23 protein-coding genes and 1 pseudogene are annotated in these 25,217 nt (G+C 48.9%); 14 read left to right on the forward strand and 10 right to left on the reverse strand.

All coding sequences use genetic code 11. The annotated features are described in order from the left end of the window. Positions 1–33: 33 nt before the first annotated feature. A complete protein-coding gene (locus ACXAG2_RS15790) occupies positions 34–252 on the reverse strand; it encodes a hypothetical protein (protein ID WP_474868487.1) in 219 nt (72 codons plus the stop codon). 574 nt (positions 253–826) lie between these two features. Here ACXAG2_RS15790 and pqqA point away from each other — a divergent pair. From pqqA to ACXAG2_RS15820, 6 genes are all read left to right on the forward strand, one after another. Continuing rightward, positions 827–898, forward strand: coding sequence for a pyrroloquinoline quinone precursor peptide PqqA (gene pqqA / locus ACXAG2_RS15795; protein ID WP_083273040.1), 72 nt, complete (start codon positions 827–829; stop codon positions 896–898). Positions 899–1,051: 153 nt separating this feature from the next. Next, positions 1,052–1,975: a pyrroloquinoline quinone biosynthesis protein PqqB gene (pqqB, locus tag ACXAG2_RS15800; protein ID WP_474868490.1), complete on the forward strand. Its 924-nt coding sequence runs from the start codon at positions 1,052–1,054 to the stop codon at positions 1,973–1,975. Between the two features lie 15 nt (positions 1,976–1,990). Then, positions 1,991–2,746 (forward strand): pyrroloquinoline-quinone synthase PqqC, encoded by a 756-nt coding sequence (gene pqqC / locus ACXAG2_RS15805; RefSeq protein WP_474868492.1) that lies wholly within the window; start codon positions 1,991–1,993, stop codon positions 2,744–2,746. After that, positions 2,743–3,009 carry a pyrroloquinoline quinone biosynthesis peptide chaperone PqqD gene (gene pqqD, locus ACXAG2_RS15810; RefSeq protein WP_474868495.1) on the forward strand — a complete coding sequence of 89 codons (267 nt, stop codon included), beginning with the start codon at positions 2,743–2,745 and terminating at the stop codon, positions 3,007–3,009. The genes pqqC and pqqD overlap by 4 nt, the downstream gene beginning before the upstream one ends. Continuing rightward, positions 3,002–4,129, forward strand: coding sequence for a pyrroloquinoline quinone biosynthesis protein PqqE (pqqE, locus tag ACXAG2_RS15815; protein ID WP_474868497.1), 1,128 nt, complete (start codon positions 3,002–3,004; stop codon positions 4,127–4,129). Before pqqD ends, pqqE begins: the two co-directional genes overlap by 8 nt. A gap of 12 nt (positions 4,130–4,141) precedes the next feature. Further along, positions 4,142–5,368 carry an insulinase family protein gene (locus tag ACXAG2_RS15820; protein ID WP_474868500.1) on the forward strand — a complete coding sequence of 409 codons (1,227 nt, stop codon included), beginning with the start codon at positions 4,142–4,144 and terminating at the stop codon, positions 5,366–5,368. A gap of 84 nt (positions 5,369–5,452) precedes the next feature. Here the strand turns inward: ACXAG2_RS15820 and ACXAG2_RS15825 are convergent, their stop codons facing one another. Then, entirely contained in the window at positions 5,453–6,724 is a 1,272-nt protein-coding gene (locus ACXAG2_RS15825) for a sugar MFS transporter (protein ID WP_474842763.1), read from the reverse strand. Positions 6,725–7,169: 445 nt separating this feature from the next. Between ACXAG2_RS15825 and ACXAG2_RS15830 the strand changes: the two genes are divergently transcribed. The 4 genes and pseudogenes from ACXAG2_RS15830 (at position 7,170) to ACXAG2_RS15845 (ending at position 13,239) form a co-directional block, all read left to right on the forward strand. Further along, positions 7,170–9,071 (forward strand): monovalent cation:proton antiporter-2 (CPA2) family protein, encoded by a 1,902-nt coding sequence (locus ACXAG2_RS15830; protein WP_474868502.1) that lies wholly within the window; start codon positions 7,170–7,172, stop codon positions 9,069–9,071. A gap of 146 nt (positions 9,072–9,217) precedes the next feature. Further along, positions 9,218–11,332, forward strand: a pseudogene (locus ACXAG2_RS15835) (TonB-dependent siderophore receptor). Between the two features lie 133 nt (positions 11,333–11,465). Continuing rightward, on the forward strand, positions 11,466–11,921 hold the full coding sequence (locus ACXAG2_RS15840) for a GNAT family N-acetyltransferase (protein WP_474868505.1): 456 nt from the start codon (positions 11,466–11,468) through the stop codon (positions 11,919–11,921). Between the two features lie 127 nt (positions 11,922–12,048). Next, a complete protein-coding gene (locus tag ACXAG2_RS15845) occupies positions 12,049–13,239 on the forward strand; it encodes a cytochrome b/b6 domain-containing protein (protein WP_474868507.1) in 1,191 nt (396 codons plus the stop codon). A 69-nt stretch (positions 13,240–13,308) separates the two neighbouring features. Here ACXAG2_RS15845 and ACXAG2_RS15850 read toward each other — a convergent pair whose 3' ends face one another. The 3 genes from ACXAG2_RS15850 to ACXAG2_RS15860 form a co-directional block, all read right to left on the reverse strand. After that, positions 13,309–14,325 (reverse strand): M48 family metallopeptidase, encoded by a 1,017-nt coding sequence (locus ACXAG2_RS15850; RefSeq protein WP_474868510.1) that lies wholly within the window; start codon positions 14,323–14,325, stop codon positions 13,309–13,311. A 3-nt stretch (positions 14,326–14,328) separates the two neighbouring features. Continuing rightward, on the reverse strand, positions 14,329–15,576 hold the full coding sequence (locus ACXAG2_RS15855) for a YjgN family protein (RefSeq protein WP_474868513.1): 1,248 nt from the start codon (positions 15,574–15,576) through the stop codon (positions 14,329–14,331). Positions 15,577–16,027: 451 nt separating this feature from the next. Continuing rightward, a complete protein-coding gene (locus tag ACXAG2_RS15860; protein WP_474868515.1) occupies positions 16,028–17,944 on the reverse strand; it encodes a CHRD domain-containing protein in 1,917 nt (638 codons plus the stop codon). Between the two features lie 276 nt (positions 17,945–18,220). Between ACXAG2_RS15860 and ACXAG2_RS15865 the strand changes: the two genes are divergently transcribed. Both ACXAG2_RS15865 and ACXAG2_RS15870 read left to right on the forward strand, forming a co-directional pair. Then, positions 18,221–18,700, forward strand: coding sequence for a DUF411 domain-containing protein (locus ACXAG2_RS15865; protein WP_474868518.1), 480 nt, complete (start codon positions 18,221–18,223; stop codon positions 18,698–18,700). 108 nt (positions 18,701–18,808) lie between these two features. After that, positions 18,809–19,714, forward strand: a complete 906-nt coding sequence (locus tag ACXAG2_RS15870) for an alpha/beta fold hydrolase (protein WP_474868519.1) — start codon at positions 18,809–18,811, stop codon at positions 19,712–19,714. A 69-nt stretch (positions 19,715–19,783) separates the two neighbouring features. Here the strand turns inward: ACXAG2_RS15870 and acuI are convergent, their stop codons facing one another. Continuing rightward, entirely contained in the window at positions 19,784–20,764 is a 981-nt protein-coding gene (acuI, locus tag ACXAG2_RS15875; RefSeq protein ID WP_474868521.1) for an acrylyl-CoA reductase (NADPH), read from the reverse strand. 64 nt (positions 20,765–20,828) lie between these two features. Continuing rightward, positions 20,829–21,458, reverse strand: coding sequence for an acrylate utilization transcriptional regulator AcuR (gene acuR / locus ACXAG2_RS15880; protein ID WP_474868524.1), 630 nt, complete (start codon positions 21,456–21,458; stop codon positions 20,829–20,831). 111 nt (positions 21,459–21,569) lie between these two features. On the opposite strand from acuR, the gene ACXAG2_RS15885 reads away from it, so the two are divergent. Both ACXAG2_RS15885 and ACXAG2_RS15890 read left to right on the forward strand, forming a co-directional pair. Next, complete coding sequence (locus tag ACXAG2_RS15885; protein WP_474847765.1) at positions 21,570–22,466, forward strand: DMT family transporter; 897 nt, start codon at positions 21,570–21,572, stop codon at positions 22,464–22,466. Between the two features lies 1 nt (position 22,467). Continuing rightward, complete coding sequence (locus tag ACXAG2_RS15890) at positions 22,468–22,821, forward strand: Fis family transcriptional regulator (RefSeq protein WP_474868527.1); 354 nt, start codon at positions 22,468–22,470, stop codon at positions 22,819–22,821. Between the two features lie 25 nt (positions 22,822–22,846). Here ACXAG2_RS15890 and ACXAG2_RS15895 read toward each other — a convergent pair whose 3' ends face one another. The 3 genes from ACXAG2_RS15895 to ACXAG2_RS15905 form a co-directional block, all read right to left on the reverse strand. Beyond that, positions 22,847–23,014 carry an entericidin A/B family lipoprotein gene (locus ACXAG2_RS15895; protein WP_474868530.1) on the reverse strand — a complete coding sequence of 56 codons (168 nt, stop codon included), beginning with the start codon at positions 23,012–23,014 and terminating at the stop codon, positions 22,847–22,849. Positions 23,015–23,027: 13 nt separating this feature from the next. After that, on the reverse strand, positions 23,028–24,020 hold the full coding sequence (locus tag ACXAG2_RS15900) for a mechanosensitive ion channel family protein (protein ID WP_474868533.1): 993 nt from the start codon (positions 24,018–24,020) through the stop codon (positions 23,028–23,030). Between the two features lie 361 nt (positions 24,021–24,381). After that, positions 24,382–25,197: a mechanosensitive ion channel family protein gene (locus tag ACXAG2_RS15905; protein WP_474868535.1), complete on the reverse strand. Its 816-nt coding sequence runs from the start codon at positions 25,195–25,197 to the stop codon at positions 24,382–24,384. Positions 25,198–25,217 lie beyond the last annotated feature (20 nt).

Below are 25,217 nucleotides of genomic sequence, written 5' to 3' on the forward strand. Positions count from 1 at the left end.
TCCGGTTAAGATAACCGGTTGGAGGAAAGAAAATCAGGCGATACGTAAAACTGCCTTACTTTTTACAGGTTGAGGAAAGGGATGGCTTGAATCAAGGATCAAACGGCTGCCATCATTAAAATCATAGGCAGTAAGCGTATCAGACAGAGATTCACACTTGGCACATGTGCGGAAACAATGAAGCCAGATGTGTGATTGTTCAACACGTAACGCCTGATCGGCAAGGGTCGGACGGATAACAGGAATACTCATTTTTACTCTCCGGGTAGAATCCTATTCTTTCGTCTCACTACCTGCGAAAGATCACATCATAGAAAAGATTTATTTACCTAATTTATTGCCACTGGACAATCCCTGTTCCGGAACTTGGGCTCCTTATAAATTAACAAAAACCGACAGGTCAATTTTTGATCTATCTCAAGAAAGATCTCAAGAGTAATGATAGATTTTTTCAGTGATAGTTTGAGATTAATTTCTTCCCTGGATCTAACCGGAAGTTATATCAATAACAGGAGCTCACGAAAAGCAAGGGGCGGATCTTTTATTCCAGACCTTTCGTAACGATGTAGGAGAGCATAATGATGTGGAAAGCTATTTGCCTGATGCTATATTTGATACATACAGTCAGATTGCCCCGTGAAAAAACTGCTTAGCCAATACAGCCAACGGCACGGTTAAAGCATGAGAGCAAGGTGACAACGCCTTCCTCCCAAAGTAGCAGTCAGCATCAGGGAACTAGTGCCAAAGTAGGATTTTTTTCCCAAAAGTCGTTTTCTATAATGATTGCGAATGTTAAATCATCGTTAATAAAAACAGGAGCCGCCCCATGTGGACTAAGCCTCAATATACTGAAATGCGTTTAGGTTTTGAAGTTACTCTGTACATCAAAAACCGTTAATAGCACTGCAAAGGCAGGCTGTTGATATCAGTAGCAGGTCTTTGGTGTGGTGCCGGTGACATTCAGCGTTGCTGACTGACACCCTGATGAAAGGTTGCCACTGGCAGCCTTTTTTGTTCCTCTTATATGACGCTAAGACGGTAAAGGTGAAGTATGCAAATTCTCGTTTTAGGTTCCGGTGCCGGTGGTGGATTTCCCCAGTGGAATTGTCACTGCAAAAACTGCAAAGGGCTACGGCAGAATTCAATTAATGCGTCTGCCCGCACGCAGTCAAGCATAGCGGTTTCTTCCAACGGCACAGACTGGGTGCTGATCAACGCGTCTCCCGACCTGCGCCAGCAAATCAATCAAACACCTCAACTGTGGCCGTCGGACCCTGAGCAGCAGCGCGGCACATCTATCCGTTCTATTGTGCTTACCGACAGTCAGATTGATCACACAACCGGATTACTGACGCTGCGGGAAGGTTTGCCGCTGCCGGTGTATTGCACTGACGTGGTCTATGAAGATTTAACCGGTGCATTTCCTCTTTTCACGATGCTTAAACACTGGCACGGCGGACTTCAACGCCACGGAATTGATACAAAGTACGACAGTGCTTTTACACCTGAAGGTGCTGATGGTCTTCGTTTTCATCCTGTCGTGCTGGCTTCAAATGCGCCGCCGTATTCCTCATACCGGGATAACATTGTGCCGGGCAACAATATCGGCCTGCATATAGAAGATACCCGTTCCGGCAAATCGGTTTTCTATGCTCCCGGCTGTGTTCAGGCAAATCCGCTGGTAGAGAGTATGCTGGATAAAGCGGATTGTGTATTGTTTGACGGCACGTTATGGCTTGACGATGAAATGATTAAAAACGGATTCAGTAACCGTCTGGGAACGCAGATGGGCCATATGCCGGTAAATGGTGAAGACGGTGCAGTTGCCCTGCTGAACCGGTTCAACATAGAGCGCAAGGTACTCATCCATATCAATAATACAAATCCGGTACTGGATGAAGACTCATCTGCACACCAATACCTCGAAGACAATCATATTGAGCTTGCTTACGATGGCATGCACATTACGCTTTAACGCTGAGGACTGACAATGACAGCACAGCCGTGGTCAAAACAAGAATTCGAACAAAAACTTCGCGCTAAAGGCGAGTACTATCATATTTATCACCCCTTCCACATTGCTATGAATAAGGGGGAATGTACGAAAGAGCAGATTCAGGGCTGGGTAGCAAACCGGTTTTATTATCAGGTGTGTATTCCGGTTAAAGATGCAGCCATTCTGGCCAACTGCCCGGACATGGCCACCCGCAGAAAGTGGATCCAGCGGATCCTTGACCACGACGGTGAAGACGGTGACCCGCGCTTAGGTGGCATCGAAGCCTGGCTGAGGTTGGGTGAAGCTGTAGGCCTGGACCGTGACGATATGTTGTCTGAAAAACACCTGTTGCCCGGGGTTAAGTTTGCTGTGGGTGCTTACGTGAATTTTGCCCGCCGTGCGACCTGGGAAGAAGCGGCCTGCTCTTCGCTCACTGAAATGTTCGCTCCGGAAATACACCAGAGTCGTCTGGACAGCTGGCCCGGTCACTATCCGTGGATTGATAAGGAAGGCTTTACCTATTTTCAGATGAGATTAAGTCAGGCCAGGCGGGACGTCGAACACGGTTTACAAATCACGCTGGATCATTTCATTACCCGCGAACAACAGGAAAAAGCACTGAATATCCTGCAGTTCAAACTGGACGTTCTGTGGTCCATGGCAGATGCTATCAGCCTGGCTTACGAGTACGGCCGTAAACCCTACACGGGGATCGGCGACCAGTCACTTTGTCACAAGGGGTTACTATGACACGCATCCCGAAGCGCAACCGGTTGTATAAACTGCAATTTGAAAAAGCGCAGAATTGCTACGTCCTGCTGTTCCCGGAAGGTATGGTGAAACTGAACCCCAGTGCTTCAGAGATCCTGTTGCAAGTTGACGGTGAACAGTCTGTTGACGATATCATTACTGCACTAAAAGCAAAGTTTCCGGAAGCCCCGGATGATATCGGTGACGATATCACCGCGTTTTTAAGCGATGCCGAAAGCAAAGACTGGATCCATTATGTCTGATGAAACGAATACGCCGGCCGCCGGTCCGCCGCTGTGGTTACTGGCAGAGATCACCTATGCCTGTCCCCTGCACTGTGCTTACTGTTCAAACCCGTTAAACCTGACAGCAAAGGAAGAAGAAATTGATCTTTCCCACTGGCTGCGGGTGCTGACAGAAGCCCGTGAAATGGGAGCCGTGCAACTGGGTTTCTCAGGCGGTGAACCCTTATTACGTAAAGATTTGGAGCAAATGGTCAGCCATGCGTCCGAACTGGGTTTCTATACAAATTTAATTACCTCCGGTATAGGCATGACAGAAAAGCGTATTGCCGCTTTAAAAGAGGCCGGACTCGATCATATTCAACTGAGTTTTCAGGCTGCGAATGCAGAAGACAACGACCTTATCGGTAACCGCAGGCATTCGTTTGCGCAGAAACTGGAAGTAGCCAGGCTCATCAAGCAATACGACTATCCCATGGTCCTCAATTTCTGTCTGACAGCCCAGAATATCCATCAGATTGATGACGTGCTGACCCTGGCCTGTGAGTTGAATGCGGATTTTGTCGAACTGGCAACCGTACAGTATTACGGCTGGGCTTACGTAAACCGCGATCAGTTATTGCCCTCAAAAGCGACGCTGGAAGAAGCGGAAGTAAAGGTTAATGCTTTCCGCGAAAAGCAGAACGGTAAAGGGCCTAAATTCATTTTTGTGTCACCGGACTACTACGAGGACCGTCCGAAAGCCTGTATGAACGGCTGGGGTTCAACCTTTCTCACCGTCACCCCGGATGGCTCAGCACTGCCCTGTCACAGCGCGAAAATTCTGCCAATGACGTTCCCGAATGTGACAGAGAAATCCCTCAGCGAGATCTGGTATTCGGACTTTTCCTTCAACAAATTCCGCGGCACAGACTGGCTGCCCTCCCCTTGCCGCGACTGTGATGAAAAAGAAAAAGATTTCGGAGGCTGTCGCTGTCAGGCTTACATGCTCACCGGCGATATGCATCAGGCCGACCCGGTCTGCAGTAAGTCGCCCCATCATCACACCATCGAAGCCGCGATTGAGAAAGCGGCACGTAACGAAGACAAAGCGGTGATTTTGCGGGACCCGAAAAACAAAATTGATATTGTGACTGTATGAGCAGGTGACAGTATGTCTCCCTCACCTGCCACCGTCATCCAAAAATGTTCCGGCCCCGCGGCTCCGTTTACCGGCGTATTTGCACTGCCAACGCCGGTGAATGATGCTTCCGGCGTGGCTCACGTGTGTGAGCATCTGGTATTCAGGCGCTCTCTGCATTTCCCCGAAGCCCATAACTTATTCGCCGCGCTGACTTTACTCCCCCTTCGTATCAATGCCTCAACGCAGGAAGAGATTACGTTTTACTTTGTCGAAACGGACCATGAGGCATTGTTTTATCACGCCCTGTCGTTTCTGTATTCAGGCTTACTCAATCAGCAATATTCAGATGACGATATGCTGAGGGAAAAAAACGGCGTTATCTTTCAGGAGCTGGATTTCTACGAGCAACAACCTCCCTACCGGCAACATGTGGTATCACTGCTGAAGGAAGGGAAATACAATGAGGCTTTTACCGGCGGTTTCACCGGCACAGTGCCGCAGCTAACGACGGAAGCCGTCAGGCAGTTCAAAAGCAGATATTACCGGCCGGACAATATCACACTGCTTATCAATAATGGCGACACCGGCAACATCGCTGACAAACTTAACTCCGTCGCTAAGGATTATGGCTACAGTATCTCTTGTCAGCTCAAGCCGGAATCCTTAAGTGTACCCTCAGAAATTACGTCTGATAACGGTGATTCTGACAAGCACTCAGAAGAAGTTAAACGACTTACCGGCTATTACAAAGCCACATTAAGGGCACAGGATAATGTCTCTGTTAATACTGCAAAGTCATCAGCCATAGCGTTCGCTGACCTGACGAAAAAACCGGATTTGGAGACACTGTTCCGTGGAGGAAAGCCCGCCCTTTTACCACCACTGACCTCAGATGAGACAGCTTCCCTGGTCACCACGGTATTATCACCTCATCAGACATTTCATCAGAGCACAGCTAACGACTACCCGCCCCTGCCCCGTTACGTGCTGGCGCAGTGGCCATTGTTAGTGAGTTTTGAGCAAATAAAAGCAGCGAACAATGACTGGTACATCGCTTTTCCGTTCAGCGACAGCCGTAAAGCAGCACTGGATAAACTATTAATGCAGTCCGCGTTCTGGTCTCCCAGGATAAGCGGGCATTGCTATGCCATGGGAACCGGCCGGGCCGGCGACATGCTGGTTTGCTATTTTATCAACGACAGACTGGCAGATAACAGAATGGAATATTGCCACTGGCTGATTACAGCCCTGAAGTAGACAGGGGCGGGAGTTTTACTGAAAACGGACTGAGACAAAAAGGCAGGAAATTAACCTGCCTTTCTTCGTTATGCGTCGATGCGCTCAGGAAGCAGCAAGCTCTGCGTCCGGTGCATTCTTTTGCTGTTTCGAGCCAACCGATGCGAACCAGGCAATATACAGGTAACAGAACACTGGTACGATGAACGCCAGTTGCACACCCATACCATCTGCCATCACTCCCTGTAAAAGGGGAACCAGTGCGCCGCCTACAATAGCCAGACACAGCAGGCCGGATGCCTGAGAGGTATGTTGTCCCATGCCTTTCAGTGACAAACTGAAAATAGTCGGGAACATGATAGAGTTAAACAGGCCCACCAGCAGAATTGCCCATACCGCAACCTGACCGGATGTCATCATCGCCGTAATGATAAGCACCATGGCGATAACCGCATTACCTGTCAGCACTTTGTGTGCACTGACCCGCAGCATCACATAACTGCCGACAAACCGGCCAACCATGGCACCACCCCAATAATAAGCGACGTACGCAGAGGCTGTTTCTTCGCTCATGCCACCAATATGGCTCTCACCGAGGAAATTCACCAGGAAGCTGCCGATTGCCACTTCACCGCCGACATACAGGAAAATACCCAGTACACCGAACAGTAAGTGAGGATATTGTTTCAGTTGCGCAAAAGAGAGCGGCTTCACCGGTTTTTCCTGAGATGCAATCACCGGCAACGAAGTTTTCGATACGATCACCGCCAGCAAAATCAGAAACGCCGCAATGCCGATGTAAGGAATTTGTACCGCTTCAGCGTGGGCTTCTGCAGTGGCGTTCGCTGCCAGACCGAAGATAAGCAAGCCGCCAAACAAAGGTGCCACAGTGGTGCCCAGTGAATTAAATGCCTGTGTCAGGTTTAACCGGGTTTCTGCTGTCGACGACGGACCCAGCGCCACCACGTAAGGGTTTGCTGCAACCTGCAACAACGTGATGCCGGAAGCCAGCACAAACAGTGCCGCGAGGAAGAATACGTACTGAGCAGTAGCTGCTGCAGGATAGAAAAGACCAGCGCCTACAGCGGTGATCAACAAGCCGGTTACCATGCCCTTCTTGTAGCCAATGCGTCCCACAATGCGTCCTGCAGGAATTGAGCAAATAAAATAAGCGCCGAAAAAGCAAAACTGAATCAACATGGCCTGGGTGTAGCTCAGATCGAACTGCATCCGCAAATGCGGGATCAAAATGTCATTCAGACACGTAATGAATCCCCAGATGAAGAAGATGCTTGTCATTACTGATAAAGCAAACTTCGGTGTTGATGTGCTATTCGACTGAACGTTGTCTGATTGAGGTAAAGGCGAACCAGCCATAATGTACTCTCTTTTTGATATTGTTCGTTGTTATTGCGTGAAGCGATAAGCGGTCAGCGCACGCCGCTGAGCGTTATCAGTCAGATACTTTTCCCAGCCCGAACAATATGCGTTTGCCTGGTTGAGCAAATCTTTTGTAGGGTGTTGTTCTGGTTCATAGCGGGGCGCAAAGTGTCTAAATACTCAGTGAAATGACATCGAATGTCAAACAATGAATTCACAATTTGTTAACTGCCCTAACAAAAAACATAATTGCATATCACTGAATATCAGATATAGCCAAAATTTATAGGATTTCCTCTGCCGGTACATTGCCCGCTGTGCCCGATAGCGACATAATCAGCCTGTGGTTGCTCCCTGCCGTTTTCATCAGATTACCGGCACAGCCAGCCGGTCTCAGCACACTATTTTTCCCCATTTTCTGTTTAAGGACGACACTTACGCCATGACAGGGTATTTTCTGCAAGCTTTCATCTATCTGGTTGCTGCGGTCATCGCAGTGCCGCTTGCCAAACGTTCAGGGCTGGGTTCTGTGCTCGGATATCTGGTGGCCGGGGTTGCCATCGGGCCGGAGCTCGGACTGGTAGGAGATGAAACCACAACGATTCAGCATTTTGCCGAGTTCGGCGTGGTCATGATGCTGTTCCTTGTAGGGCTGGAACTGGAACCCAAATCATTATGGGCAATGAAAACCCGGTTGATAGGGCTGGGCGGATTACAATTGCTGCTCACAACAGTTCTCATTACCCTGCTGGCGCAGGCTCTGGGACAAACCCTGTCGGTGTCGCTCACCATCGGCCTGATATTTTCACTGTCTTCCACCGCCATTGTATTGCAAACCTTTCAGGAAAAAGGATTACAACAAACTGAGGGCGGTAAAAGCGCTTTTTCGGTTTTGCTGTTTCAGGATATCGCCGTTATTCCCATGCTGGCACTGATACCGCTCCTCGCGCTGCCCGAATTAGCTTCTCAGCATACAGACAGCGGCAGCCACGGGAACAATTTCAGCCTGGTGGAGGGCTTACCGGCCTGGCTGTACGCCATTGTAATTATTGCATCTGTGGCTGCTGTAACCGTTGGCGGTCACTATCTCAGCAGGCCATTATTCAAATTCGTGGCCTCGTCAGGCTTACGGGAAATTTTCACCGCAACCGCTCTCATGCTGATGGTAGGTATTGCCGCGCTGATGAGCCTGGCGGGATTATCTCCCGCATTAGGGGCCTTCCTGGCCGGTGTTGTGCTGGCCAACAGTGAGTTCCGTCATGAACTGGAAGCGAATGTTGAACCCTTTAAAGGGCTGCTCCTCGGGTTGTTTTTTATCACTGTCGGCGCCGGTATTAACGTAGACATTCTCACTGACAATGCACTGATCATACTTGGCCTTACCCTCACCGTCATGCTGGTGAAATCGCTGGTACTGTTTGTCGTCACCCTGTTTTTTAAACTCAAAGCGGCAAACCGCTGGTTGTTTGCCCTCAGTCTCGCTCAGGCCGGTGAATTTGGCTTTGTGCTGCTGAGTTTCTCTGGCCAGAACGCTGTATTGCCGGCGGGACTGATTGAAATATTATCACTGGTCGTTGCTTTCTCCATGTTCCTGACCCCGGGGCTGTTCATTCTTTTCGATAAAGTCATTATGCCCCTGTACACCGGGCGCAGTAACCGCAGAAAACCAGACGAGATAAAAGAAAAAGGCACAGTGATCATTGCCGGGATCGGTCGCTTCGGACAAATCGTTAACCGCCTGCTGTTAGCCAATAACATTGAAACCGTCGTACTGGATATCCGCTCTGAACAGATTGATAACATGCGCCGTATCGGCACTCAGGCCTATTTCGGAGACGCATCCAAACCCGATATGCTGCACACAGCGGGCATCGAACACGCTTCGATGCTGGTTATTGCCATCAATGATAAAGAAAGCAGCATCGACATGGTGAAATATATCAAGCATGCCTATCCCCGCGTTAAGGTATTATCCCGAGCCTTTGACCGCGGGCACGGCTACAGACTCCGGCAGGCAGGTGTCGATTTTGTGGTGTCAGAAACCTACCATTCAGCGCTGGAAATGGGGGCTGAAGCGCTCCGGTCATTAGGCATTCACTCTATTCAGGCGAAGAAACAGGTTGCGGCTTACAAGGCTATTGAAGCGAAGCAAAGTGATACGCTCTACGCGGCCTGGTTAGACGATGCCAGTGGCGAGCGCATAGACAACAATTTTATAAAGCTGTTTATCCAGCTCGAAACGTTAATTCAGGAAGCCCTGAAGGAAGCAGAAAAAGAGGCCACACCTCACATTCATCATCAGGAAACGGTGGTAAACAGTGCGGAAGACTCAAAGAATGAATAGCCTGCCGGTCTGTGTGAGTGGCGTTCAATTTCTGCATATTATGAAGTGCCGTTAAATCAACTTTTCAGAGAAAAGCTTGCAATCAAATTGAGAATGAGAACAATTATCAGTTATTAACATAGCTTTACTTTCAGGCTTTTCTTTCCATGCAATATCAACCCCTCACCCTGGCTGTCGCAGCTGCGCTGACGACAATGTCTGTCTGTGCGCAGGACCAGCAAGAAGTAGAACAAATCGAAGTAAAAGGTCGTGCACAGCAATTCTATCTGGACAGTCATACCCGCCTGGGAACAAAGACCGACGCAGATATTATGGAAATCCCGTTGTCGTTACAGGTGTTAACCCGCCAGCTCATTCAGGATCAGGCAGCCCGCGACATCACGGATATGTACCGCTCTATTGCCGGGGTCAGTGAATTCAGTTACTCCGGCGTGACATTCCGTGGCTTCAGAGATGACGGTAATGTGTTTTATGATGGCGTCCGCGGCGATCCTTTCTCCTGCTTCAGTGTGCCTCAGCTTTTTAACGTGGAACGTGTGGAAGTGCTGAAAGGGCCGGCGGCTTCCCTGTATGGCGGCGGCGAACCGGGCGGTATGATTAACTACGTCAGCCGGAAACCGTCTTTTGAAGAAAAGAAAAATATCACCCTGACAGGCGGTAATTTCTCACTGGCAGGTGCATAAGCTGACTTTACCGGTGCGGTTTCTGACACCGCGGCATACCGTTTAGGCGGGTTCTATGAAAGCCAGGACAGCTTCAGAAATAACGCTGATTCAGAAAATATTGAGCTGGCCGGCGGCATGACTTTCCTGTCAGGACAGGATACCACCCTGACCACCACCTTCGATTACATCGTGCAGAACCTGGGCGGCAACCGCCTTCGTGGTGTCCCCGTGGATGACGACGGGAATTTCATTGTTGATCGCAGCTACAACGCAAACGAAAAAGGCGATTATCAGGATCTCGAAGCGCTGGTTTTACAGGCAAACCTGACCCACAACTTCACAGACAACCTGTCGTTTAACGGCACACTGCGTTATCTGGATAACGAGCGTGAGCAGGCCTATCATGAATCCAGAAGCTGGGTGGATGCCAACGGCGACAGTGAAGCCAATATTGATGATCAAATTATCCGTCGCGAATACCGTAAACAGTACAGAGCAAATGATGAAATCAGCCTGACACTGGACTTCGTGTATGATTTCGACACCGGTGAAACCGCACACCAGTTCTTATTTGGTGGTGACTTCCACAATATGGAAACAGAATACGACTACTTCCGTGCCCGTCATGAAGCGGACGGGGTTGCCAACCTGAATATTTTCACCCTGAATTACGGCATTACCGACCCTTCAACATATGATCTCACAGACATGAACCGTGACGGCAATAAACGTCAGCGAATGAGTGCCTACATTCAGGACAAGATCCAGTTCTCGCCTTCATGGGCCCTTCTTGTAGGTGCCAAACTTGATCATTTCGATGAAGAAAACAAAGAAACGCTGGCGGAGTATTCTGACAGTGATATATCGCCCCGCGCCGGCCTTATCTACACGCCTTCTGACAACACTACCGTCTACCTGAACTATTCGCAGAGTTTCAACCCTGTGGATCCTAACGACTTCGCGGAAGCCGGCTCTGTCCAACTTTCTCCGGAAACCGGCGAACAGGTGGAACTGGGCCTCAAGCAAAGCTGGCTTGATCACCGCATCATGACAACCGTTGCCGTTTATCAAATCGACAAAGAAAACCTTGTGATTGCCAATCCGGACTACATCGAAGGTGAAAATGATGCCACAGAGCCGGCGCTGATTAATTTCGGACTGGTGGAAAGCGAAGGCGCAGAGTTCACCCTGGTAGGTGATATAACCAATACCATAAGCGTGACTGCCAACTATGCCTACAACGATACGCGGATTGCATCAGGTGAGACCGCCAACACTTATGACGGCACCCGCCTGGCCAATACACCCCGCCATCAGGCAGGACTCTGGACACGCTATGCTATCGACAGTATTGATTCTTCCGTGGCACTCGGGGTTGACTACGTCAGTGAACAACGAAGCCTGGACGGTCAGAAAGTGAAACCTTACACCGTGTTTGATGCCAGCTGGACAACGTCGTGGGATGATCTGCTGCTAAGCATAAACGTGCGGAACCTGTTTGATAAAGTCTATGCAGTCAGCGGATTCAGTGAACGTAATGGCCACTTCCCCGGCGAGCCAAGGGAGATAGTTGTACAGCTCAGCTACGACTTCTGATGACAAACTAATCCTGTAAAGCCCGTTGCCGGTGTATTTTATGCCGTCAACGGGCCTTTGCTCATTCTGAAATTGGCATCGGCAGCGGGATTTTGTATTCTCATTTATCCGCAATTTAAACAGAGACAGTAGCATGCACATTCAGTACGACAACCTGCAAGGCAACGACATTATTGCACTGCTGGAAGAGCACCTTGCAGATATGTTCGCGACATCACCGGCAGAAAGCGTGCATGCTCTGGATTTGAACGCGCTGAAAGCACCGGATATCCATTTTTTCTCGGCCAGAAAAGACGGCAAATTGATGGGCTGTGTGGCTGTAAAGCAGCACAGCGATACTGAAGCAGAACTTAAATCCATGCGCACTACCAGAGCGGCACGGGGAACCGGCGCCGGATATGCATTGCTCCTTCACGCCATCTCCTTTTGTCGCGAAAAGGGATTTACCACCCTCAGCCTGGAAACGGGCACCCAGCCTTACTTCGAAGCCGCAAGAAAGCTCTACTACCGCAATGGTTTTAAAGACTGCGGACCTTTTGCATCTTATCAGCCCGATCCGAACAGTCATTTTATGACGCTGGCGCTTTAAAACTACCGGGCTGCCATTGAATTCGATAAATCAGGTTAAATTGTTCTCAAAATAGAGATACCCTGCAGTCGCAGGTTTGCCGGAACGGCTGTAATCTAATTGCAATTTCAAACCGGATTTATCAACCATGAATACCATTTCAAAACCTTATAATCTGGTTGCCCGCATGCTGCACTGGGCAATTGCAATATTAATATTCTGGGCAATCGCTCTTGGCCTGATTGCTGAAGGAATGCCAAACTCTCCGGATAAAATTGAACTGTTTGTGCTACATAAGTCTGCGGGATTTACAGTCCTTGTACTGGCTGTTGTGCGCTTGTTCTGGCGCTTAGCGCATCCTCCCGCGCCGCTCGGACTTCCTCCCCTCAAGGAAAAGCTGGCGTCAGCCGGTCATTGGGGGCTGTACCTGCTCATGCTGGCGGTTCCGTTGAGTGGCTGGCTGTTAAATTCCACTGCGGGCTATCCTTTTGCCTGGTTTAATTTAATTTCAGTTCCTCATATTCCGGGACTGGATAACGGAAGCCGTGACTTCTTCTCGTCTTTACATGAGTACTTGTTTTACATTATCGCACTGATGGTAGCAGGTCATATTGCCATGCTGGTTCTGCATAAGCTCCTGGATGGGATCAGCCTGTTACCGCGAATGTTGCCTGGCAGGTCGCTTGTCACTGCAGGTGCGCTGTCTTTATTACTTGTTTTATTAATCAGCTTTACCTTCTATAAAGCTGAGAAAGTGTCTCCGGAATCCGGAAATGTGCCAGTCGCAACACAGCTTCCAACGGCCCGTGCTGAGCCAAAAGAAGTGAATCAGTCTGACAGCCCGCGATGGGAAATGGTCGCAACGCCTGATAATTTTAAATTTACCAACAGCTACGCAGGCCAACCTTTTACCGGCGCAATCCGTCAGTTTATGCCTGCAATCTATTTCGATCCTGCAGACCCTGACAACGGGATCATTGACGTCACAATCAATACCCAAAGCATTACGACTAACAACAAAGACTGGGATGGCACCATTAAAGGTAGTCAATGGTTCGCAACTGAAGCCCACCCTGAGGCGCACTACCTGAGTCGCGATATCAGAAAAGAAAATGGTAAATTTATTGCTGACGGCGAACTCACCTTAAAGGGAATGACAAAACCAATTTCTGTGACGTTCAGCTGGCAGGAAAGTAACGGTGAGGCCAGGTTCATTGGCTCAGCGATCATTGACAGAAGGGATTTTGAAATCGGCAGCGGCAGTTGGGCTACAAATGCCAGCGTAGCTTATGAGGTTGAACTGGCGATCGATTTGAAATTGATGAAACAGACGAACTGAGACACTTCAAATAGCGGAGGTCAGAATGAGTACTCTCTCATTCTGGCTTCCGGCTAAAAGTCTGCGCTGTTATTGATTAAACGCCCTCGCCTTTTCAATCCGCTCCTTCATAACCGGATGTGTTGACAACCAGTTCTCTACGGTTTCACTGGCCTCAGGCAATGATTCACTCAGTTTTTCCATCGCTCTGGCGAAATCTTCCGGATTGCGGCCGGTGACGGAAAGCTGATGTAACGCAAAATCATCGGCTGCACGTTCGTGAGCCTGCGAGAACTTATTATGCAGCACGGTGGAACCGACACCGAAGAAAGCTTCAATGGCACCGGTGAGATCACCGAAAAAGTAAGACACCGCCAATGTAGTAAATAAAGATTCGGCAATCATCTGCATGGAGTGATTCTGCTCAACGTGACCCATTTCGTGGAGCAAAATGGCATCGAGTATTGCTAAATCCTCCCCGGCAAGGGTAATCATGTCATCAGTATAAACAATGGTGCCATCGGGTAAGGCAAATGCGTTTGGCCCGGTAAAAGAGGATTTACGGAACTGAATATCAAAGTATTCATGATTAACACGGATATCGTTGATCACTTTATGAAAATGAGCCTGTAACGATGATTGTTGCGTAACCGGCAAGCCGCTTGGCTCCAGAATGGTGGCATCCATGGCACTCAGCGTGTGTTGTGAGGCAACAAACTTCGCTTCCTGCGGGATAACATCAGCAAATCGCACCGCTATCCAGGGCATGATAAAAGCAAAGACCAGATACAATAAAACCGGCACCATCACGACACTGGCAACTACCCAGTGTCGTTTTGATTCCAGTTTATTGATGGCGTCTCCGCCTTTTCCATCCAGCCAGGCATCCAGAGGCGCTGAACTGTCGCACACCAGTAATACATTACCGGGCAAGGTGATTTCACGGGGAAGGCGACCCAATTTAGGTTTGCAGGTTACCTCACTGCGCAGATACGTTTGCTCACCATTGCCTTCAAAACTGCCGACAATCAGCGCTTCACTGTTCACATCACAATCAACCCGGTATGCCGCAGCGCCGGCACGGGGATACAACTGTCCTTTTGCCACAATTTACCCCAGAGCAATATCCACATCGAACAATCCGGCAGCTTCTTCACCCGCCGCACCAACATCACTGGTGTAGCCTTCCATGACCTTATCGACATCAGACATTACCGCTACTTGCGTACGCGCTGCATAGAAGTTAGCCGTGCGGACTTTAGTCCACGGGAAGGCAAAGCCCAGAGTGAAAATGATGGCCAGAATATTCGTCCCGCGCAGGCTGATAAGCTCTCGCACCCCCACGTCTGATGAGAATCTCGCAATGCCGTCAAGCTCTGTAACCGCAAAAAGATGATTCCGGATGCGTGCTGAATAAAAGCCTGACGCAATCACATAGGCCAGAAAATACATAGCAAATGTGCCGAAAGTGAATACCAGAGAACCCGATGAAGAAAACTCCTCACCTGATGAAGTGGAAAACATAGCCACTGCCATAAAGATCCCGCCAATCAAGAAAATACCAAACGCAATGGCGCCGGCGGCGATCCCTGTACCGAAATATTCGCCGGTATTTAAACGGGTTTTAAATGACTTATCACCGTAACCGGATGACTCCAGCAAGAACTGGTCTATCTTTTTCAGGGCCAGTGGCAATATGAGATAAAGAGTAAATAAACTGGCTACCGGCCAAAGTACAAAAACGACAAACGCCCTGCCGAAACGACCTTTAAAATTAAATCGGACATTGCGGTAAGACGTCATACGCATTTTGAAACGGTAACTGAGAATCACCAGTACGGGTGTGAGCAAACCCAGGCATATGGCTACGATGACGCCGGCAAGCGGGTTAAAGTAACTGGCAAGGAAATAGCCGCCAAAAAGTACCACGGCGATGGCGCGCCCTTTGAGGATTTGCAGGGGTTCAGCCAGATAAGCAAAACGGTGACTGTCTATGTCGGTATTGCCGTAAAAATAACGGTTAGTTCTTACCTTTGCCCAGGCAGAATAAATACCCAGCGTTGCAATGGTAAGAACCAGATTGACGATCCAGATTGAGAAAAACTCGCCTGTTGTACCATGAAATTTTACAGGCACTGTGCGTAGCGGTTGAACAGCCTTCCCGGCATCATCCTGAGACCCCCCAGGCTGTTGCGCACCGGCAGCCGGTTCCGGAGAAGACATGCTGGCTGATTCTTTGGCAGCAATCAGTTGATCGAGGATCCGGGCTCTGTCAGGCCAGGCTTGTTTGTCAATGGTTGAACGTGCTTCTTTAAGCTCAGACAAGGTATAGCCTGAGTAATCGATTTCATTTTCCATATGCACTCTTTTTTATATTTTTGTCCATTTTGTGACGACATATCACGTTTAAGAACATACTGAAAACACTTTCATTCAGCAAGTATGAAACCTCTTACTTTGTCTTCGCGATGAGCTTGCTGAGACTCGCCAGAATCAAAAATACTAACCCCGTCTGAAAATGTTCTATGAACAAATCGCGACTGTCATAAACAAACCGTTCCCAAACCGCCTGAGCGAAGAAAAGGCCTGCGCTAGTGTAGTACGTCACATCTAAAAGTCTGTTCATTGCTGATATTCCGGAAAAAGAAAGGCTACCGGAGTAGCCTTCAAATGGAGTTATTACAATAGATACAACAGGGATCCTCGCAAATTTCAGTCAATGCAGAAACTGTACTTAGTACCTGAAGTTTCCCGTAAAAAAGCCAGCGTTGAAAGCTGGCCTGTTTTAACGTTTTATATTTAAGAACGGTTATTCAATTTGTCCGCGTAATTCACCGTCGGGGTTGGCCGGTGTGTGGATATTTACGTAATGACCACCTGAAATCAGGACATTATAGATATCCATATCGATCATCGTATCTGCAGGGGTCATCCACATGCCCATGTCATCCGCAGACTGCTCAAGACCTACCAGAACATCGCCATTTTCACCGGCTGCGCCTGTATGAATATGTGCTGCCGTCGCGTCATCAACACCTTCCGTATTAACAACTAACTCCAGGGCATAGGTCATTGAATTCACCAGCGCATAACCATTACCCGTTGCCGTTGTGGTAACAGCGGGCACCTGCTGATCGCCGCTCAGAGGGAAGGTAACCACCATGTAGTCAGACGTTATGATCTGACCACGGATTTCACCGCCCATGTTTGCAGGCGTATGCACATTGACGTAATGACCGCCCGAGGCCAGTACTTCAAGGATGTCAGCATCGATCATGGTATTTTCCGGTGTCATCCACATACCCATATCGTCAGCCGATTGCTCAAGGGCCACCAGTACATCTCCGTTCATGCCGATCCGGCCGGTATGAATATGAGCACCTGTCGCATCATCAACTCCTTCAGTATCGATAACCAGCTCAAGAGCGTAGGTAGACGTGTTTACCAGCGCATAACCGTGACCCATAGCCATGGTATCAACAGCAGGCACTTCCTGCTCACCGTCCAGCATAAAGGTCGCAATCGCATACTCGTTTGTGAGGATCTGACCACGCAGTTCACCTCCGCCGTTAGCAGGTGTATGCACATTTACATAGTGACCACCCGATGCCAGTACGCCAAAAATATCAGCATCAATCATCGTTCCTTCCGGCGCCATCCAGGTTCCAGCGTCATCGGCTGATTGCTCCAGTGCAACAAGCACGTCACCATTCATGCCGACTCTTCCGGTGTGGATATGTGCCATGGTTGGGTCATCAACGCCCTCTGTGACTACCGTCAGTTCCAAAGCATAGTCATCAGTGTTCACCAGCGCATAGCCGCTACCATATGCTTCGGTAGTTACCGCCGGAACTTCCTGCGCACCGGAGAGCATAAATGTAGCGAGGGCTAAATTATCTGTCAGGATTTGTCCGCGAATTTCACCGCCGGGGAAATCCGGAGAATGAACATTGACATAGTGGCCGCCGGAGACAAGCACCGCCAGTGTGTCTTCATCAATCATTGTGCCGTCGGGTGTCATCCACATCGTCATGTCGTCCATGGACTGTTCCAGTGCAACCAGAACATCACCATTCATGCCTGCACGGCCTGTATGAATATGCGCAGCACTGGCATTGTCCAAATCTTCTGTGTAAATCACTAAATCAAGGTCGTAGGTCGCTGTCGATACCAGCGCGTAACCGTAACCGTCAGCCATGGTCGATACGGCAGGCACCTCCTGAGTACCGTCCAGCATAAACGTTACGATGGCCATGTCATCTGAAACAATCTGACCGCGAACTTCGCCATCCCCGAAACTTTCAGTGTGCACATTGATGTACCAGTCACCGTCTTCCAGATCAGCAATCAAATCGCTTGTGATACTGGTTTCGGCCAGCGTGTATGTACCATCTGATGTCATCTCCAGCCCGAATGCTACATCACCATTGCGACCTATGTCGCCGTCATGTATGTGAACAGCTGAAACGCCTTCAACACCGCTTACGTCTACCGTTGCCCGCAGAAGCATAAGCTCTTCATCAACTTCGACGGTGGCCATCGCCATTTGCGTCGACATATTCACAGGGACTTGCTGCATACCATTAAGCTCAACATCGTAGGTAGCAGATGCTGAGAAGGTGGGCTCTTCCGGTTCGACAACAACAACCTCATCATCATCGTCATCACTGGAGCATGCACTTAGTGCAACTGCCGCTCCGATTACTGCTAACTTATAAAATTTCATGTTTCTCTCCGCCGGCGAAAAAATAATTAACACTTTTTTAACGGAGTGTGCACAACTTGGTTCATTTATGCTGCTAAATAAAGTCAATTTCCGGATTAATATTTATTAATATTTCCACAACTCACTGAATTTGCTCAGATAGTCAGCCGGGTGGCAAAACTCAATATTTAAGCTATGGGAAATGTTAGCGTGTGATCAGCTGAACCCTGCGTGTGTATTGACGTACAGCGAATAAATAGGTTTAGATAGCCAAAACTGAATAACCGGAAGCCTCCTATGAACATAAAAATAGCACTTACAGAACTCTTGCTGATTTTGCCGGCAACTTTACCCGCGACAGCAGAAACTGTTGATCCTGAAGCGGCACAAATGGATGTCTACAAAAGCCCGACTTGCGGCTGTTGTAAAAAGTGGATTTCTCACATAGAAAAAGCGGGGTTTGCTGCCAATCCTGTGGACCATTCAGATTTATATACACTGAAAATGAATGCAGGTATCCAGCCTGAATACCAGTCATGTCACACCGGCATTATTGACGGATACGTGTTTGAAGGTCATGTACCTGCCAAATTTATCGAACAGTTTCTGGAACAGCCGGTAGAAAATGCCATCGGGCTATCAGTTCCTGCCATGCCGGTTGGTACGCCGGGCATGGAAATGGGCGACCGCTTTATGCCTTACGATGTTTTAGTGTTGATGAAAGACGGCTCAGACCGGGTGTATGCCAGTATCAAAGGCTACAACGAACAGTTCTGAGCGGACAGCATCATTCGTGTATAGCATGCCCACACAACTGGTTTGTCCAGTTGACCTTATCCAAAAGTAGTGGCATGCTTCAGTAACAAATCATTAACGTTACGAGCTATGACAGCGAGCCAATCCCCTCTTTCTCAGGCATCCCTTTTTATTCCCGACGGTCATCATCAATTGCATCTGCGTCACATCCATGCCACGCAGGACGGCGAGCCGGTACTGATGATCCACGGAGCCATTGAAAATGGGAAAATCTTCTATACCGAATCGGGAAAAGGACTGGGTTGTTTTCTGGCTGAACAGGGCTTTGATGTGTATGTTGCCGACATGCGTGGCCGCGGAAAAAGTACGCCTCCTATTGCTGAAGATCCAAACCATGATCAAAACGACCAGATAACCCGCGACATCCCTATGATGATTAATTTCATCGCACAACGTACCGGCAAAAAAGTACATGTGATTTGTCATTCCTGGGGCGGCGTGCTTACCGCATCTGTACTGGCCCGCTATCCTGAAATCACAGAAAAGGTACGCAGCCAGGTGTGCTTTGGCACAAAGCGTACAGTGAGCGCTAAGAACTTTGAGCGGTTGTTTAAAGTTGAGCTGGTATGGAAGCGGTTTTCTCCCTTTATCGCAAAGCGCAAAGGCTATTTACCCGGCAGGCAGTATAAAATAGGCTCGGATGACGAAACTTCCGGCTCATTGACGCAAAGCGTTCACTGGGTAAAACACACGCCCTGGACTGACTTAAAAGACGGTTTTGACTACGCGGCTGCCGCCACAAAAACGAACTGGCCACCTACCTGGCACATTGCTGCCATCAATGATTATGCACTCGGCCATCCGGTTGATATTCAGCGTTTCATTGCCGAAACCGGTGACACCAATGTGCTCTTCACCGTTCTGGCGAAACAAAACGGCAACGCTATGGATTACGACCATATCAACATGCTTACCCATCCCGCTGCCAGAGAAGATCATTTCCCTGATGTGGTGGCGTGGCTGAAAAATCACTGAGCCGGTGCAGGCATTTAAAAAGGCGGGCGTGGTGCCCGCCAGTCTTTTCAATATAAATCTGATGGCAAGTTACTGGTTTACATCCACGACCACTCTGCCCCGCACGTTTCCTTTCAATAATTCTCCGGCAGTGCTGACCACATCAGAGAGTCCAATTTCTTCTGAAATTTCTGACAACATGTCATGGTTAATTAATGCAGCCAGCCGTTCCCAGGCTTCAACCCTGTCTTCCAGGGGACGCATCACACTGTCGATGCCGGCAAGCGTAACACCACGCAGAATGAATGGTGCAACGGTCGCGGGAAAATCCATGCCCTGAGCCAGACCACAGGCTGCTACCACACCGCCATACTTCATTCCTGCACACACATTGGCAAGGGTATGACTGCCCACTGAATCAACCGCTCCGGCCCAGCGCTCTTTGCCTAACGGTTTGCCGGGTTCAGACAATGACTGACGATCGATGATGTCTCTGGCACCGAGTTTTTTAAGATAATCAGCCTCATTGGCCCGGCCCGTAGAGGCCACAACGGTGTAGCCCAGTTTTGCCAGTAATGCGATGGCAAAACTGCCGACTCCGCCATTGGCACCGGTCACCAGTATGTCTCCTTTATCCGGTGTGACACCGTGTTTTTCCAGCGCCAGTACACACAGCATCGCCGTGTATCCCGCGGTGCCAATTGCCATCGCCTGTGCGGGGGAAAAGGCTTCCGGCAGGGGAATTAACCAGTCACTTTTCAAAACAGCTTTCTGTGCCAGACCACCACAGTGGGTCTCACCGACACCGAAACCATTCAGCAATACCTTGTCACCCGGTTTAAACCTTCCGGCGCTGCTGCTTTCCACCACGCCGGCCAGATCAATACCGGGGACCATGGGGAAATGCCGGACTACCGGTGCTTTGCCGGTAATCGCCAGCGCATCTTTATAGTTCAGTGTGCTGTGTGAAACCGCCACCGACACATCACCTTCCGGTAATGTACTCTCGTCGATGGTTTGTAATGACGCTTTGTACTGGTCGTCTTTTTCGATCAGAATACCTTTAAACATAGCTCCTCCGGTTGTCCCGAATTAATATAGACCGATCGTCTATTAACACGTAAAAAATTTTTCCTTACCGCACACCATTCATAAAACACGTCAGATAGTTATCTAACGGGCGTGCAGATCGCTCCAGTTTCGCCCGGCTAACCGCCCCTTCCCAACCAGTCCAGAAATATTCGGCGGTGGCGGCACAGTTAGTTGTCGCCGGAATGTCACCAGATGCTTTAGCTTCTTCAAGACATACCGCCAGCTGATCCTGCCAGCTCTGAAAAATGTCAATCAGCCGGCTGCGGAAGCTTTCCGGTAGTCCGTCGACTTCCTGCCCCAGGTTACCCACCAGACAACCCCGTTTGAAATCATGTTTTGCCATCCCCTTTTTGGCAGAATCAACAAACGCAGCGATACGTGCCAGAGCAGATAAATTTGTATTAGTGAGGGCATTTTTCAGCTTACCGGCAAAATACTCCGCGTAGCTGTTTAGTACAGCATGACCGAAGGCCTCTTTGCTGGCGAAGTAGAAGTAAAACGAGCCTTTGGGCACGCCTGCTTTTTTTAAGATCGTATCGATGCCGGAAGCAGCAAAGCCGTTTTCCGTTAAATGCACGAGCCCGCTGCGGATGAGTTCCGCTCTGGTGTCTCTTGAACTGCCAGCCGCTTTCGGTGGTCGTCCGCGACGGGGTTTGGTAGTTGTATTTGTCATCACAAACATAATAGACCGATCGTCTATTAAATTACAACCTTTGCTTCACCGGTTGTTCAGTTACACTAACCACCGTTTTTACTTGTCGTATTTCAGTCAGGAATTTGTATTGTGTTTTACCTTAGTGCTGTAACAGTCCTCTGGGCGTTATCATTCAGTCTTATCGGAGTGTATCTTTCCGGTCATGTGGACAGCTACTTTGCCGTACTCACCCGCATCGTACTGGCGGGGGCGTTGTTTTTGCCATTTTTGCGCTTAGCCGGTTTACCACGTAAATTCATCGCCGGTCTTATCGTGACAGGCGCATTCCAGTTCGGCATTACCTACGTGTGCCTTTACCGTTCTTTCGAATACCTGACCGTACCTGAAGTACTGCTGTTCACAATCTTCACGCCGCTGTATGTATCTTTATTTAACGATATTATCGAGCGGAGATTCTCCTTGCCCGGCCTGGTATGTACAGGTATTGCGGTAGCCGGAGCGGCGGTCATCCGTTATGACGAAATCAGCAATGACTACATTACCGGCTTTTTAATTCTGCAACTGGCGAACCTGACTTTTGCCACAGGTCAGGTGGGATACGCGCAGTTAATCCGTCATTTTAAGCCTGCTTCCCCGCCCTGGCGCAGCTTCGCCTTATTCTTCGCCGGTGCCCTGGTGGTGGTATTGCCTGCGTATTTACTGTTCGGGGATGCAGGTAAACTCCCTTCAACAACGGTTCAGTGGGGTGTCCTTGGCTGGCTGGGACTGGTGGCATCAGGACTCGGCTTTTATTTCTGGAACCTGGGAGCTGTAAAAGTAGACGGCGGTACGTTAGGCATCATGAACAATGCTCTGATCCCGGTAGGTTTAATCATTAATGTGCTTATCTGGAACCGGGATGCCGATCTTATCCGTCTGACTACCGGAGGGGGAATCATTGTCGCTTCTCTGTATATTAATCACCGCTGGAGCGCATTCTGGCAAAGAGATTACAACAACAAGCAATTTAAAAATTCGGAGAAATAATATGAAGAAAACCATCAGGAAGCTCGACAATAATGTGGTGAAAGCGCTGACAATGGCGTGTGAAACTATAAAAGAATGGGATACCGGATTTGAATGGCTAACTCACACCGCAAAATATGACAATTTTCCGGGCAGCCTGATGGTGACCTGCGTGTTCAGTTTAGACGCAGAAATAGGGCTTGCTGCTGAACAGGACTATGACAAGAAGATCAGACAGCTTATTCAGTCCCAACTTTTAAAAGCCGGTATTAAAGTGAAAGATATTCGCAGGCACGTTCGCCTCGACAGTGAAGAAAGCTGCCTGCGGGAAGACGGCGGCGACTGGCCAGCACGCCTTGCCCGCTGGAGCTGTTAAAACTAATTACCCTCAAGCAGGTGAATTAGTTTTGTGCATCTTCAGAGGCTTCTTCCAGTTCTTCTCCCGCTGACTGAATATCCTGTCCCAATCCTTCTACGGTGGCACAGCCTGTCAGTAAGCTTCCCATAAAGCCCGCCAGAATTGCAAAATATCTGGCCCGAATTGCTTTCGATAAATGTAGTGATTTCATATTTCTCTCCGGTTTAATCTTCTGCGGCCGCGTCGCTGGTATCAGCCCTGGCAGCACTCTCATTGGTTGGCTGGCTTTCGCCACTCTCCTGCCCCTGACTTTTCTCAGAAAAACCTGAGGAGCGCATCATCGTATCGAGCTTCTCACCACCTTTGGCACCGAAGTCCAGTGTACGAATAGGGAACGGGATCAGAATGTCAGCCTCATTCAGTGCACGCTGCACGGTGACAATCGCATCGTGTCTGACCTCCATGTAATTAGGTTCACCCGGATAGCGGATCCAGAACCACACCAGTAAGTTCACGCTGCTGTCACCGAATGACTCTGCATAAACGTTGGTTTCATCTTTATTGATGACGTAGTCTTTTTCGTTGATTGCATCCACAATCACTTCGCGGGCCTTTTGCGGATCATCTGCATAGGAAATGCCTACAGGTACTTCAATCCGGCGGTGTCCCATCACGGAGTAATTGGTGAGAATATTTCTGAAAAGAATTTTGTTGGGGATGATTACCCGCTGCCCGTAGAAAGTGGTAACCAGCGTATTCCTGAGATTAATTTCTTCCACATTACCGAACACGCCGTCTGCCTGAATGACATCTCCAATCTGAAAGGGCTTGCGGATCCCCATGGCGATACCGGCGATAAAATTCTCAGTAATATCCTGAAAAGCAAAGCCAATAGCCAGCCCAACAATACCAGCACCGGCGAGCAAGGACGTAACAGTGCCCTGCAGACCGACAAAGTCCAGTGCGATAAATATTCCGGCACAGGCAATAAATGCCTTGGCGATGGATGTGAGCAAATCGGCAATCTGGCAGGACTCAAACGCCCTTCGCAATACATTATTAAGAACCTTACCGGCAACCTTAGCCAGCAGACCGAATGCAAAGGCAATAAAAAAAGCAACTACGATATTGGGGAGTAGCTTAATGCCCCCTTCCAGCCACACTTGCAGCTTTTCGTTAATTAACTCGTAGGCTTTATCGATTTGCGGAAATTCCATGTTTCTCCCGGGGTTTTGTTGTTGCCGTTTTATTTCATTGCTTTTACGGGCATAAAACTTACAAATATCGTTCCGGGTAGAGACGTAAAGGACAAATAAAGAAAAAATCAATATAATCAGAAAGATAGAAACCTTCCCGACAGGATTTGTAAAAGATACTTCGATGATGAACAGAGAACGGCAAAGAAATAGATTCCCAGGGTGTGAAAATGTCACACAGTAATACAGGCAAATAAAGCAGTGCGGAGGTTATTCATTGGGAATTGATAAATCGTGCTGTGTTTGATGCCGGAGAATAAAAATTAGTATGAAAAAAAACGAACCTCGCGGTTCGTTTTGATAAAGAAAAAACAGGCGCTTTTTACAGCATTCTGACTTCCCGTTGCGGGAACGGGATCTCAACTTCAGCATGTTTCAGCGCATCATAGATGGCTTTATTCAGTGCATATTTGATTTCAAAGTGACGGGTAGTAAGTGCCCAGACACGGACACCAAAATTTATGCTGCTGTCACCGAAGTTGTCGACGCCGATTGCCGGCGCTTTCTCATCGCTGATCCCTTCCACAGTTTTCACTGCCTGCTGCAGCACATCAATAACAGCATCCACATCACTGGAGTAAGCAACGCCGACTTCCAGTTCAATAAGCATCTGTTCAGCTGAGTTATGCAGAATTTCACCCACAATTAGTTTGTTAGGGATCTGAATATGTACGTTATCTTCGTCAATCAGAATGGTGTAAGGCAGCATCACTTTATCGACCACACCGGAGACGCCTCTGACCTGAATAGTATCGCCGAGAACAAAGGGCCGGGTGATGATGATGGTAAAGCCCGCAGCATAGTTTGCCAGCATGCCCTGAATCGCCAGGCCTGCACCAAGGCCAATGGCACCGACAGCAGCAATTAACGGTGTTACGCTGATACCGATATTGCCCAGGGCAATAATAATCACCAGCGCCAGCACAAGAATTTTACAGGCTCCGCCGGTGAACCGGCTGAGGGTAATATCGATATTCCGGCCGGTCATCAGGTTCTCGACCATATCGCCTATCTTCGCCGCCATCCACCAGCCGACGAACAAAATAACCAGTGCGCCGAGGATCTGAAAACTGTATGTCACCGCGAACTCAATGAGGGTATCGTATAGGGCCTGCGCCTGCTGTAATTCTTCTTCCATAACCGCTTATTATCTAAGTT

The sequence above is a fragment of the Alteromonas sp. ABH4_456 genome (assembly GCF_056160645.1).